Origin of the sequence: Delftia sp. GW456-R20 (assembly GCF_001622915.1) — a bacterium.
In the GTDB taxonomy this organism is placed as follows: domain Bacteria; phylum Pseudomonadota; class Gammaproteobacteria; order Burkholderiales; family Burkholderiaceae_C; genus Comamonas; species Comamonas acidovorans.
In genome coordinates this window covers 106175-118982 of sequence record NZ_LWCN01000004.1, presented here as the reverse complement: position 1 = coordinate 118982, position 12808 = coordinate 106175, and the positions used below count along the sequence as shown (strand labels likewise).

Annotated in this window: 14 protein-coding genes; 13 read left to right on the top strand and 1 reads right to left on the bottom strand. The window is 51.5% G+C overall.

Annotated elements, in window-relative coordinates; translation table 11 throughout:
* Nucleotides 1–27 precede the first annotated feature (27 nt).
* From A4F85_RS06280 to A4F85_RS30340, 6 genes are read left to right on the top strand one after another with little or no spacing between them, the layout of a single operon-like run.
* Entirely contained in the window at nt 28–2220 is a 2193-nt protein-coding gene (locus A4F85_RS06280; protein WP_063326038.1) for a type VI secretion system Vgr family protein, read from the top strand.
* Nucleotides 2221–2230: 10 nt separating this feature from the next.
* Entirely contained in the window at nt 2231–3547 is a 1317-nt protein-coding gene (locus tag A4F85_RS06275; protein ID WP_063326037.1) for a DUF2169 family type VI secretion system accessory protein, read from the top strand.
* A complete protein-coding gene (locus tag A4F85_RS06270; protein WP_012205695.1) occupies nt 3540–3899 on the top strand; it encodes a DUF4150 domain-containing protein in 360 nt (119 codons plus the stop codon). The genes A4F85_RS06275 and A4F85_RS06270 overlap by 8 nt, the downstream gene beginning before the upstream one ends.
* A 6-nt stretch (nt 3900–3905) precedes the next feature.
* Entirely contained in the window at nt 3906–4904 is a 999-nt protein-coding gene (locus A4F85_RS29325) for a hypothetical protein (RefSeq protein ID WP_082848130.1), read from the top strand.
* Nucleotides 4905–4913: 9 nt separating this feature from the next.
* Entirely contained in the window at nt 4914–5381 is a 468-nt protein-coding gene (locus tag A4F85_RS30345; RefSeq protein ID WP_156516953.1) for a hypothetical protein, read from the top strand.
* A 13-nt stretch (nt 5382–5394) separates the two neighbouring features.
* Nucleotides 5395–6459, top strand: a complete 1065-nt coding sequence (locus A4F85_RS30340) for a hypothetical protein (protein WP_156516952.1) — start codon at nt 5395–5397, stop codon at nt 6457–6459.
* A gap of 172 nt (nt 6460–6631) precedes the next feature.
* On the opposite strand, the gene A4F85_RS30335 is transcribed toward A4F85_RS30340, so the two are convergent.
* Nucleotides 6632–7054 (bottom strand): hypothetical protein, encoded by a 423-nt coding sequence (locus tag A4F85_RS30335; protein WP_156516951.1) that lies wholly within the window; start codon nt 7052–7054, stop codon nt 6632–6634.
* 283 nt (nt 7055–7337) lie between these two features.
* On the opposite strand from A4F85_RS30335, the gene A4F85_RS30330 reads away from it, so the two are divergent.
* From A4F85_RS30330 to A4F85_RS06245, 7 genes are all read left to right on the top strand, one after another.
* Nucleotides 7338–8186: a hypothetical protein gene (locus A4F85_RS30330; RefSeq protein WP_156516950.1), complete on the top strand. Its 849-nt coding sequence runs from the start codon at nt 7338–7340 to the stop codon at nt 8184–8186.
* A 443-nt stretch (nt 8187–8629) separates the two neighbouring features.
* Nucleotides 8630–8911, top strand: a complete 282-nt coding sequence (locus tag A4F85_RS31015) for a hypothetical protein (protein ID WP_231890458.1) — start codon at nt 8630–8632, stop codon at nt 8909–8911.
* A 265-nt stretch (nt 8912–9176) separates the two neighbouring features.
* Nucleotides 9177–9653: a hypothetical protein gene (locus A4F85_RS29310; RefSeq protein ID WP_082848128.1), complete on the top strand. Its 477-nt coding sequence runs from the start codon at nt 9177–9179 to the stop codon at nt 9651–9653.
* 143 nt (nt 9654–9796) lie between these two features.
* Complete coding sequence (locus A4F85_RS30315) at nt 9797–10264, top strand: hypothetical protein (RefSeq protein WP_156516949.1); 468 nt, start codon at nt 9797–9799, stop codon at nt 10262–10264.
* Between the two features lie 565 nt (nt 10265–10829).
* On the top strand, nt 10830–11408 hold the full coding sequence (locus A4F85_RS30310; RefSeq protein WP_156516948.1) for a hypothetical protein: 579 nt from the start codon (nt 10830–10832) through the stop codon (nt 11406–11408).
* Nucleotides 11409–11599: 191 nt separating this feature from the next.
* The gene (locus A4F85_RS31010) at nt 11600–11887 is read left to right on the top strand and encodes a hypothetical protein (RefSeq protein ID WP_231890457.1); all 288 of its coding nucleotides are present in this window, start codon (nt 11600–11602) and stop codon (nt 11885–11887) included.
* Between the two features lie 14 nt (nt 11888–11901).
* Nucleotides 11902–12774 (top strand): hypothetical protein, encoded by an 873-nt coding sequence (locus tag A4F85_RS06245; protein ID WP_063327893.1) that lies wholly within the window; start codon nt 11902–11904, stop codon nt 12772–12774.
* Nucleotides 12775–12808 lie beyond the last annotated feature (34 nt).

Genomic DNA, 12808 nt, shown 5'->3' with positions numbered 1-12808 from the left:
ACCCCAAGCACCGCGAGATCCGACACCATGACACGCAGAGTCACCATCAACACCCCCCTGGCAGACCAGCTGCAGCTGCGCCGGCTGCAGGGTCGCGAGGAAATCAGCCATCTGTTCGCACTGGAGATCGACCTGCTCAGCGAAAGCGACAGCATCGATCCCAAGGCCCTGCTGGGCAAGGGCGCCACCGTGGTGGTGGAGACCCAGGACGGCGGCAAACGCTACATCGATGGTTTGGTCACGGCGTTTGGCATGCGCGGCCAGGACGAGCACCGCAACTTCCTGTACCGCGCGCGCCTGTCGCCCTGGCTGTGGCTGGCCACGCGCCGCAGCGACTTTCGCATCTTCCAGAACAAGACCGTGCCGGACATCATCAACGAGGTCCTGGGCATCTACGGCCACCCCACGCAGCAGCGCCTGACGCGCTCCTACCGCACCTGGGAGTACTGCGTGCAGTACAACGAGACGGACTTCCAGTTCGTCTCGCGCCTCATGGAGCACGAGGGCATCTGCTACTACCACCAGCACAGCGCGGGCCAGCATGTGCTGACATTGGGCGACGACATCGTCGCCTCGCACGACCCGCTGCAGGGCGGCGCCGTCATCCCCTTCCACCCGCCCGGCAAGGCCGCCGTGGCGCGCGAGGAATGCATACACGCCTGGGAACTGCACCAGCGCGTCAAGCCCGGCCGGCACTACAACGACGACTACGACTTCAAGAAGCCCCGCGCCGAGCTGTCCAACATGCGCCGCAACCCGCCCGGCCATGCGCACGACGCCTACGAAATCTACGAATGGCCGGGCGGCTACACCGAAACCGGCGACGGCGAGGACTACATCCGCGTGCGCCTGCAGCAAAGCCTCACGCGCCAGAGCACGGTGCAGGGCAGCTCCAACCACCGCGCCATGGCGCCGGGCTACACCTTCACGCTGGACAACTACCCGCGCGGCGACCAGAACCAGGCCTACCTGGTCACGGCCGTGGACTACGCCTTCGAAGAAAACCCGCGCGTCAGCGACGGAGGCAGCGGCGAGGGCTCGATCCAGAAATTCGTGCTCCAGGCCCAGCCCACCAGCCTGCCCTTCAAACCCGAGCGCATTACCGCCAAGCCGCGCACCACGGGCCCGCAGACCGCCGTCGTCGTGGGCCCCGCAGGCGAAGAGATCTGGTGCGACCAGTACGGCCGCGTCAAGGTGCAGTTCCACTGGGACCGCATCGGCGGCATGAACGAGAACTCCAGCTGCTGGATGCGCGTGGCCACCAGCTGGGCCGGGCCGGGCTTTGGCGCGGTGCACATCCCGCGCATCGGCATGGAAGTCATCGTGGACTTCCTCAACGGCGACCCGGACTACCCCATCGTCATGGGCTGCGTCTACAACGCCTCCAACATGCCGCCCTGGGCACTGCCGGCCAACGCCACGCAATCGGGCATCAAGACCAGATCCAGCAAGGGTGGCGCACCGGGCGCGGGCCTGAAGAACGGCCAGGGCGACGCCAACGCCATCCGCTTCGAGGACAAGGCGGGCGCCGAACAGCTGTGGCTGCATGCGCAAAAGGACCAGCTCACCGAAGTCGAGAACGACGAGGACAAATGGGTGGGCAACGACCGGCGCAAGACCATCGACCGGGATGAAACCAACGTCATCCACCGCGACCGAACGGAGACCGTGGACCGCGACGAGACCATCACCGTGCACAACAACCGCACGGAGCGGGTGGACCACAACGAGAAGATCAGCATCGGCGACAACCGAAATGAAGACGTCGGCATCGACGAGAACATCTCCATCGGCAAGAACCGCAGCAAGACCATAGGCCGCAACGAGAAGGACAAGATCGGCAACAACTGGTCGATCAAGGTGGGCAGCTTCAAGACAGAGACCATCGGACTGGCCTACATGCAGAACGTGGGCCTGGCCAAGATGGTGAACATCGGCGCCGCCTACAACGTCAATGTGGGCGCGGCCATGGTGGTGAATGTGGGGCTGAGCCAGAGCACGACGGTGCTGGTGGACCGTTCCGTCAGGGTCCAGGGCAACCAGCAGACCACGGTAGGAAAGCGCTACGCCATTCAGGCCGGCGACGAGCTCTCAATCACCGTGGGCGCTGCCAGCTTGGTAATGAAAAGCGACGGCACGATCACCATCAATGGCAAGAACATCGACGTGGTCGGCAGCAAGCACATCGGCCTCGACTCCAAGCGTATTGACCTGAACTGAGGAGTCCCGAATGGAGCGCCCTTCCCACGCAATGCCCAGTCCGGTGGAGTCCGCCCCCTTGCCGGAGGTGGTCAACCACACGCCCTGGCCCAGCCAGTACTTCCAGCATGTGGACCCACATGGCGAGATCTTTCACGTCATGGTCAGCCGCATCTCCTACACGCTGCGCGCGGTACAGAAGAATGGCGATCTCATAGAGCCCACTGTCCTGCCGCCCGAGCAACAGACACCGCTTTGCACCGCAGACGAGTTCTACGCAAACGTGAACATCAGCAGCGTGCTGCAGGAAAGCGATCTTGCTCCTTACAAGCCAAAGTGCGATGTCATCCTCACCAATGCCTTTGCATATACGCCAGACGGCAAGCCTCATGAGCGGTGGCCGGCCGGCTTCAGGTTTGCAGACAGCATCATCAAAACGCTTCAGGTCACCGGACCGCGGCAATTCGAGCGCTCTCTGACCAGCCTCGGAGCGCTGCGTCCCGGCGCCCCGAAACCGGTCACTCAGGTGCCGCTGTGCTATGAGCTGGCCTTCGGGGGCCCCAATGTCATTCGCCAGGAGCAACTTCTGCAGGAGTTTCTGGATGACAGGGACGACGTCAGGATCACAAAGTCCCAACGCGAGATCGCCCAACAGGCGCATGACGCGCTCCCCGCCTTCTACACGCCCAATCCGATTGGTTGCGGCAGGCTTCCCGAGGCGGTCCACGACGCCGACAAAGCCATTGCGAAACTGGAAACCCACACACAGCAGCAGCCCCAGTCCGCGCAGCACTACGCAGCGCCGCAGATTGAGGCCTTGAACCAGCCTTATGACGGACAGCAGGACTATCCGGTCGTAGGCGTGGGCGCCATCGGACGCTGGTGGAGTCCTCGGGTTTCCCTAGCCGGGACGCATGACGACGCATGGAAGCAATCCCAGTGGCCCAAAAGTCCTTTGGATCATGACTACCGCTACTGGAACTGTGCGCCGGAAGACCAGCAGATCGACTACCCGCAGGGTGGCGAAGAGGTCATGCTCCTGAACCTCATTCCAGCCGAAAAATACCAGGGCATTTTCCGCTTCAAGCTACCCACGCAGGAGCTGCAACTGCTGGTACGCCTGAATGTGGGCGTGGTGATGTTTGCGCCCATGAACATAGACACGGTGATCCTGGATTTGGCGACCGGCACTGTGACTACCGTCAGGCGGGCAATCATCAGCGCCAAGACAGATGTCAGGCAGCTGGAGTTGGGCACCTGGCCCAAAGGCACAGGCATGGAACTGGATGCCGAAATGCAGCGCGCAGCCAGCGAACGCGCGAAACCTCAGGAGGCACGCCGTGGCTGACGAAAACATCGCATCCAAGGACGGGCGGTTTCGCATCGTTTCGCTCACCCCAGATGTATGCCTGACACCGAGCAAGAACGGCGTCCCGGTGCCCTACCCCATCACGCACCAGATGAACCAGAGCAGGCAGTGCTCTCCCAACGTCTTCCTGCAAGGCAAGCCTGTCTACCTTCACAACCAGAGCTATGTCGACAACGTCATGGGCGATGAACCCGGACAAGGCAAGGGCGTGGTCAGCCAGACCAATATGCGCATCAGCCACGACATTGACCACAGCAAGACCGTCTACGTCAATGGCCGGGCCATCGTGCGCACCGGCGACAAGATGTGGATGAACTGGAAGAAGCCCTGAAGCGCCATGGCCACCAGAAAAAAACAACTGCCTGCAGCGCAGTCACAAACTGCACAGGTCAAGCCCAACGCCTACCCTTCTCCAGGGCCGATAGGCAACACCTCGGGACTGGTCATCCCCGACACGGCCCCCAACCTCCACGGAGCCACGGCTCCCGCCATCAAGCCCGTCGCCCAGGAAAAAAGCTGGTGGCAGCGCTGGGGCAGCGACGTTGTGCACACAGGTCTGGATGTCGTGGGCCTCATCCCCGGCGTAGGCGAAATTGCCGACGGCGCCAACGCTTTGATCTATCTTGCCGAGGGCGATAAAGTCAACGCTGCCTTGAGCGCGGCAGCCATGATCCCGGGCGCGGGGATGGCGGCCACCGGGGCCAAGTATGGGAAGAAGGCAGCAGCAGCGGCAACAGAGGCTGTAGGCAAGAAAGCCGGCCGCGAAGCGGCAGAAGCTGGATCACAGAAAGCAGCCAAAGAGGCTGAAGAAGCTGCGGCAAAGAAGGCAGATGGGCAAGGTGGTGGAAAAGATAAAGGCAAGCCCAAGAAGCACAAGGATTGCGGTAAAAGATCGACCTACAACAAGGCACCTAAAAAACTTGGAGAACTGAATGCGGATCATGTCCCGTCCGGAGGAGCTCTTAAGCAAGCGGCAAAAGATCTATTGGTCGAAAAAGGCATATGGGACAGCCTGTCAGAAAAGCAGCAAAAATCAGTTCTCAACCGAGTCTACAATAATGCGCCGACCATCACTGTCCCTGAAGATATTCACAAAGAGGGCCGAACATATGGCAGCAAGAACAAGCCTTTGATTCAGGGGGACTCGAAAGGACTGAAGGACGCTTTCAAACGTGATACAGAAGCCATTAGAAAAGCGATGGAAGGGAAAGACCATGGATGCCTTGAAGAGTACATGCAATCAGTGGAAGAGCTAAAGGATTTTGATTTTGATAAATATGTCAAAGACATGGCATTATCTCATAAAGCCGTGAAACCAAAATTACCATCAACATAAGGAAATATGATGAATACCGAAAGATTGCTATCCTTCCTAGGTCATACTTCGACAAGTGATGATTTTGAGTCATTTCTTCTCGAGAATGACATAAAAAAGATGCCAAAGGGAGATTCAACAACAAGAATAAAAACCAAAGACAAATTGATTTCCATGGAATTTGACCCCACAGATTCATACAAGGAAAAATATATTTCCCCACCCATTGGGGACGGCTGGTTCACTTTTGAATCCTTCGACATAAATAAAGGCTTTGAAAAAGAAAATCCATTCAACCTCGCTTTTGCAATGGACAAATCACAGGTTGAAGAAAAATTGGGAAAATCAGTCAGCAAGAATCAGGAAGACCTTGTTCAAGCGTATCAAAAGGACAACCACATAATTATCGTATTCTATAAAAACAAGTGGAAAGGCATAGAAACCATAAGAATAAGAAAGATTAACAAATTCGACGCAAAGAATCTCAACCTTAAATAGGATCTCATATTCTATGGATGGAGAAATTCTCGTTTTATTCATTGGAAAATCTCCCAATGATCCCTCTTTCGATGCTTGGCTTCAGGAGCATCGAATCTTTGAACGACCTCATCTTGCAGAGCAAGACGAAGAATACGAAGAGGATACTGAAGCAGCAGCGATAAATGCAAGAAATAGCGAGATTGAAGAAAACGAGAAGCATAGCATTGCGTTGATCTATGAAAATCAAGACAACTATAATCGAATCTTCAAAGATAACTCCATCCATATGGACGGCGATTTTATTCTCAAACAGGTAGCGTTCTATGCTCAAGGAGTATCTAGCTATCGTGGTTTTCAGGGGACTCTACCTTTTGGCCTTGTTTTTTCAGATACCCAAACCTTAGTACATCAAAAACTAGGCAAACCCATTGCCTCCAGGTTTATTCATAACCTATCCGCCGATCTTTGGGTAACCCCAGATTGGCACATAAATATAAGCTACGTACATCTCTCTGGAACCATTGCCATAATTCATATCCGCAGACCCAATATCTATGATCTGAGAATGATTGGCAATCATTCACCGGATATTTCTTCCGCGATCAGAGATCGCATGCCCAGTCCGCACAACCTTTCGCAAGCGCTGGGTTTTGCAATTGATGATTTCAGATTGGCTGATGCCTTCAAACCCATAATTTGGGATCAAGACTCGCTAAATGAAGCCAATCATACAGAGGAGGTATTCCGCTACATAAAGAACTATGGTCTCAGTCTGTATTTCAGAGAAGGTGAGGACTTCCGGAGAGAATCGAATCCACTCCCCAAGTACGGAACATTTTTTGCCGGTTACCGTCTCAATAGAGCGGGAGATATGGAAAGCGATGGATTCCAAGGACAACTACCCTTTGGTCTCAGCTTTCATGATACTCCGTTGGAAATTTTGAAGCACATGGGGCAACCACCTGACAAAAAGGGCACATCCTCAGACACTGGATATTTTATCTGGGACCTTCCGTCGTATAGAGTACATATTGTCTATAGCTTGATAGATTGGCAGCTGTATAGAATTACGTTTTTTGCACCATTTGCAAGATAAGATTTGAGCAAACGACCAATTACGTTGCCTTTCCTCGTTGGTGGGCAGCCTACGTAGGCGAAAGACATAAGAACAAGCAACCTACAAATTCTGCACGCACCTTGCAGACCCTAGGAACGCGGCAGCCTCGCCTGGATTAAGGCTTTGATATATATTGCCGAGGGCGATAAAGTCAACGCAGCCTTGAGCGCGGCAGCCATGATCCCGGGCACGGGATGGCGGCCACCGGAGCCAAGTATGGGAAGAAGGCAGCAGCAGCGGCAACAGAGGCCGTAGGCAAGAAAGCCGGCCGCGAAGCGGCAGAAGCTGGATTACAAAAATCAGCCAAAGAGGCTGAAGAAACTGCAGCCAAAAAAAGGCTGACAGTAATGTCGGCGGCAAAGACAAAGGTAATCCAAGATGCATATTGCTCTCCTACAAACCTGAAACCTGCAAAGCGGGAGGCCGAACAGGACATCACGTAGTTCTGGATCGGGCATTTCGAACCGGCAACAGAGTAAGCTCTCACCCGCATGGAATAACAGAAGATGAAGGTCTGGTTATCTGTGTGGATGATGAAAATATCTCCAGATCGAAATAACACGGAAAGATTCATGCGATATACGTTCCATTGGAACGGGTAACAGGGCTTGCTGGAAATCCTCCAGGCACAGCATCACTTGGTGTACTTGAAGCCGCTGGCGCAATATCGGCTGGAAGAATAACTGGATGCAATCCTATTTTAATAGAAGCTCATCTTCGTATTTTTCATCAATCGAAAGGACTGGATGCAACCACCATTGTACGAGCAGACCCCAGCGGTAAAATACCAATAGACTTCTCAAAAATTGGACCAGGAAAAACCACTCAAGGAGGTCCGCAGAGATAGCGTAGCACATATGAAATCAACACCCATAACCTTTGATAAATGTCTGGCGATTGAGGATGATTACTATATGTTTTCATCAAGGCCGGATGGAATCGATGATTCTGCAGAGTTCAGTAGGATTTTCTTTTATGATGCTCAATCTTCGGGAGACCCTTGGAGACATCTAGATTTGCCGAATTTCACAACAGTTAGCATCTGCTCTTCAATCAAAGCAATGGGAGACAGGAGAAAATATGTAATTCTATCGAAGAATGGGGAGATATCAGTTTATTGGCCTGGTGGCGCGAGCACCGAGAATATCGCAGAAGCAGGAGTGGACAAAGAACTTCCAATATATGGATATTTGAATTCTTTAAAAGAAATAAATGGTGCATTATACGCATGTGGAGGTGGAGGCCAAATATATAAACGCGGCAAAAATGGATGGTGCGATATTGCAGGAAAGCTCAGAAAACAAAGCCCGATCCCAAAGGCCAATTTAGCACTAAATACTCTTGAAACAGGTGATGATATTTCTGATATAGATGGTTATTCAGAAGATAATATTTACGCTGCTGGAAGAGATGGAATATATCACTTTGATGGAAAATTGTGGAGTGAAGTTGATATTTCAACTGACGAAATAATTATGAGTATTTCCTGCGCCCCAGATGGAGTTATCTGGGCATGCGGATTCAACGGAGCCATACTTCGAGGTGATTTCAAGAATGGCTTCAAAGACATAAGTCATTATGATGACAACATGATTCTGACCAAGATGGTTTTTTTTCAGAACAAAATATATTTCTCTTCCAATGAAGGACTTTTTTCCTTGGACTATAAAAAGAAAAGTCTAAATTGTATAAAATCAAAGAAATAAAGGAATGCGATGATATTTCGGTTCACAAAGAAACCTTGCTATGCATAGGTCCCCAAAAGATAACTATTTTCAATAACAACGATCATCGCGAATTAAAGCATCCCGATTTAAAATAATTGGCTATCACTAGTTCTCATAAAAACAAAAACAGCTCATTGAGCAAACGACACAGGTGCCACCACAGGCCGCATCGGCCTGCGAGACCTAGTCGCCACACTTCGCGAAGCCCTGGGCCACGAGTGGCAGCAGGAATACGACAGCCGGGGCCACCTTGTGCAGGCCACCGGCCCGCTGGGCCGCACCACGCGCTACCGCCATGACGCCCGGGGGCGCACCGTGGAAGTCATTGACGCCAAGGGCGGCTACAAGCGCCTGGCCTGGGATGAAGCCGACCGCCTTATGGCCTACACCGACTGCTCTTTGCCTATGACCCCCTGGGCCAGTTGCTCAGCGAAACCCAAACTCTCCAGACTTTGGGCAATGCCACAGGCCCGGCCCGCCACAAGCTGCAACGCAGTCTCTTGCACGGCTACGACGAACTGGGCAACCGCACCCACACCCGCATGCCTGACGGCCGCACCCTGCACTGGCTGTTCTATGGCTCGGGCCACCTGCACCAGATCAACATCGCTCACCCTCAGCTATCGGACAAGATCAATGAACTAAAGGTTTCTGGTGTAAAAATTAGCGATGCTCAAGCTTCAGAAATCAGAAAATCTGTCTGAAACAATGCACCCACAATTGCTGTTTCTCCAGATATTCATGCTGAAGGACAAACTTGGCGATATAAAACACTACTGAAATAATCTCTCAGGACGCGGGAAACCTCAATGAAGCTGTAAAAAGAAATACAGATGCCATCTCCAAGGCTATGAAAAACAAGGATCTTGAATGCACGGATGCCTATGACAAAATTGCGCAAGATTTGAGAAACATGGATTGGGATCAATATATTCAGGACGCCATCACCAACGAAACAAAGGCAAAGAAATGAATGCAATAGAACTGATGATTTTTTTAGGCCATAGTAGCACGCATGAACCGTTCGACGAGTTTTTAACCAAAAATGGCATTAAGAGTCGACCGAAAACAGGCCGGTCATTGGAAACGCTCATCCCTATAAAAGGACAAGGTCTTTCAATGTCATTTGAAATCGATGCAAAAGGAAATGGGATAGCACCCAAAAGCGAAGGTGCATTCATATTTAGTCAACTTGAAATTCGAATATCTGGAGATGACGGAAGGAATGAAATTTACACCGGACATTTACCTTATGGTTTAAGTGCAAATGACAGCAGGGATGCGGTAGAAAAAAAACTGAGACAACTTAAGCGCAGAATGCCGGAGATTGATAATTATTTTCTTGACGGAGTTGTATGGACAGTCGCTTTCGAAGAGGATAAATTGGAGTTCTTTCAGCTTGGCGTTCCTACAAATGGCAAAAGAAAACATGGACTTTGCCTCTAATTAGGCAGAATATTTATGCATCCATATCCAGTCATCTGGCTCGCTAAAAATCAGATAAACCGCTTCAGATCACGAAACCCCCATCTTCCATATTTTCTTCAGCGCTAATTAATTTCCTCGGTTGTTCTTCAAAAGATCAGCGTTTGGAAGATTTTCTTGAAGAATACAACATCCATGATCGACCGATAAATAATATTATGTCATCCTTCTTATTGTATTTCGAAGAAATAAATCAAGAATCTAAAAATTACAAAGGATTTGCTGAAGTTGGATTATTTCAGCCACCTGAAACTATATTTTCCGGCAGTATCCGCGCAACCATTAACGGCCGCAATTTTAATGCGGCAATTATTTCAGATAAGACGCATCAAAGTTGCAACGGATTTTTTCAGGAAAACAGTGAACGCGCAGATAATATAAAAATATTATTCAATTTTATTGAAAATAGATTAACCAATGATTGCATTATTCCAAACATTGCGAAATTCATATTTAACAACCAATCTACCGTTAATTTAAATGCGAAATGGATTTCAATAAATATTGAAGATGCAAGAAATAATTTTAATCGGGATCTTTTCGATGAAGGATATTTTCTTAGACTTTGGTGAATGTGTAAATTCGTTAGGCCTGCCCCAATAATCAAATTAATCCTTACAAACTCGGACCGGCAGCGGCAGGCCAGCTTGTGGCCCGTGGCGACTACCTGTGCGGCCGCTACGAACACCACGCGCCACGGCGTCGGCCACCCGCTACGCCTACGACCCCACGGGCCGATGTGTCGCCAAAAGCGATGCCTTCTGCAGTACCCACTACCTTTGGGATGGCGACCTCATGATGCACAGCCAGCGGGGTAGAAGACAGGCGCTCTATATTTACGAGCCGGGGAGCTTTGTGCCGCTGGCCACCATTCAGGGAGCGGGCGAAGAGCACAGCACCTACTGGTACCAGTGCGACCAGATCGGTGCGCCACTGGATCACCGACGAACAGGGCCAAGGGGCCTGGGCCGCACCACGGCCTACTCTTGAACTACTGGTCGTGGCATCTCACTGTGGGACTGAATATCTTAAGAATCAAAGCCGATTGCCTGACTTTCTTTTCTGCAACACGATTCCCTTTGCAAAAGGCAAATGCATTATTGAAGCCAATACAGTTGGATACATAGCCCCTCCATTATGACAATCGATTACCCAAATATAAGCATTATTTTAAACAAATATTTATTTGGAGAAATATGTCTGAATGTTGAAACATCAGCAACGGTGACAGAAAGCATAGAAGACCTGGCATCCACGGGGTTTTCCAGAGAGGGAGATCCGAATGACCATGAATTATTCGAGAAATATTATTCCATAGTTAATAAAAACCAGGGAATCAACTTCAAGATATACACGTTCAAAGGGAAAATATGGAGCAGCGGCCTTGATTTCTATGGATTCAGGTTATCCACCATCCTTAAGATGATTAATAAGCCAGCTAACACGAGATTATTCCTTGACAACAAAAACTCCGATGGCGCACTCATCATTAATGATCTATGCGTTTGTAGATTTTCATATCACAATGAAAACCCTCTAGCCCTTACATTTGAAACCAATGCCGCAATAATCGATGATATGAAAAACAGAAAAATCTCCACCAAGACTGTTGAAAATGACTTCACTGAAATATCTGAAGTACTGGCGAGAAGTAGTAACAGGAAGCTTAGAAAAATAAAACAAATATTGGTAGCCACGGGCCATATATTGAAATAATATACACCAATGGCTCTACAATCTTTATTTAAGATGCAGACATGGCAGCCGCCCATTCATATGAATACAACCCAAAATCTTCATCCACTAAATCTGGAGACCGCAGAGAAATCCATCCGCTTGCTGGCGACCGCATTCTTTCACCAAGATCTGAAAACCCTTGAAGCCCACTTCAGTATCAGCCACTGCAAGTGGATGAGGCTTTTGAAGCATTGGAAAATTATCTAGGCAAAGACGATTTCACCTCGCTTGCACCTCCTCCAATAGGTAGCCATATCGTTCTGGAAGAAGATGAAATTTGTGCCGATGATGAAAATTCCTCAATCAGGCTCTATCGATTGAATTACGGAGGCTGGGGCTACGAGATGGATGTTTTCATGCAAGACAAGAGGTGCGATTTGACCATGCGTGGCGAACTGCCTGGAGATTTCGGCAAAAATCCGCACGGCATCAAATTTCATCTGTTTGAAGTCATGTGATTTTCGTCCCGACCATGCACACCATACCCGAGCTCGCCAGCCCGCAATCATGGCAATCCACACGACCGTCCCGCCGCGCAGAGATTGCCCAAGCCATTCTGGAGGGGCTGCCGCGCGGCTTCGAGTTCGCCAAACCGTTCCTCTCTACAGAACCTGCTGAGGGCGCGGCATGGGAGGTTCCCTGCTTTTACGACGCGCAGCATGAGACAACGCTGACCCTGGTCCTGGGCGGCGATTTCACCTACGGGGCAAAGGCGCAGCGGATGGATAAGTTGCGCGGTTCGATTCCTGCGGAGGACTGGTCCTTGATTGCGCCGGTGGTCCATGCAGCGCAGGAGGCCGGTCCCGTGCATGTGCCCGCATTTCTGATGGGCCGCTTTCCCACGTTCGAGTGGGTGATTGAAGAGCATGTGGAGTTGTGCGATGGGCTGGAGCGGCCTGATTTCTCCAGCGAGGACGGGCCGTTTCCCGCCTATGTCACGCAAGAGGAAGCGCAGCGCTTTTTGGCCGCCACGGGCTATCGCCTGCCTTGGGACCATGAGTGGGAGTACGTTGCGAAGGCAGGCACGGAGCGGCTGTATGTGTGCGGGGACGCAGTTCCCCAGCGCGATCTGTCCGGTGATGTGTGTCTGACGCAGTTTGGCGATGGTCGGCTCAACCGCGCGGCCTCCAATCCCAGGGGAATGGCGGCGTTGGCGGTGGCCACGTTCACCCGGCTGCAGGCCAGTCCGCACGAGTGGCGCATCCGTGGCGGTGCGGCGGCGTTCTATCCGTTTCAGCATCCCATGCAGCAGGCCATGCTGCTGACGGAGCTTCAGCTGCCGCTGGCCAACATGCCCGGGCAGATGGCGGGTCTGCGTCTGTGCCTCGATGTGCCAGCCATATAAGGGCATATAGGGCTATATGAGGTCAATCCGTGCA

Excerpts from the sequence above, each read along its gene's own strand:
- A4F85_RS06280 (WP_063326038.1), top strand. The coding sequence starts at position 28 with ATGACACGCAGAGTCACCATCAACACCCCCCTGGCAGACCAGCTGCAG.
- A4F85_RS29310 (WP_082848128.1), top strand. The coding sequence starts at position 9,177 with ATGAATGCAATAGAACTGATGATTTTTTTAGGCCATAGTAGCACGCAT.
- A4F85_RS30340 (WP_156516952.1), top strand. The coding sequence starts at position 5,395 with ATGGATGGAGAAATTCTCGTTTTATTCATTGGAAAATCTCCCAATGAT.
- A4F85_RS06245 (WP_063327893.1), top strand. The coding sequence starts at position 11,902 with ATGCACACCATACCCGAGCTCGCCAGCCCGCAATCATGGCAATCCACA.
- A4F85_RS30335 (WP_156516951.1), bottom strand. The coding sequence starts at position 7,054 with ATGAATCTTTCCGTGTTATTTCGATCTGGAGATATTTTCATCATCCAC.
- A4F85_RS06275 (WP_063326037.1), top strand. The coding sequence starts at position 2,231 with ATGGAGCGCCCTTCCCACGCAATGCCCAGTCCGGTGGAGTCCGCCCCC.
- A4F85_RS29325 (WP_082848130.1), top strand. The coding sequence starts at position 3,906 with ATGGCCACCAGAAAAAAACAACTGCCTGCAGCGCAGTCACAAACTGCA.
- A4F85_RS30330 (WP_156516950.1), top strand. The coding sequence starts at position 7,338 with ATGAAATCAACACCCATAACCTTTGATAAATGTCTGGCGATTGAGGAT.
- A4F85_RS30310 (WP_156516948.1), top strand. The coding sequence starts at position 10,830 with ATGACAATCGATTACCCAAATATAAGCATTATTTTAAACAAATATTTA.
- A4F85_RS30345 (WP_156516953.1), top strand. The coding sequence starts at position 4,914 with ATGAATACCGAAAGATTGCTATCCTTCCTAGGTCATACTTCGACAAGT.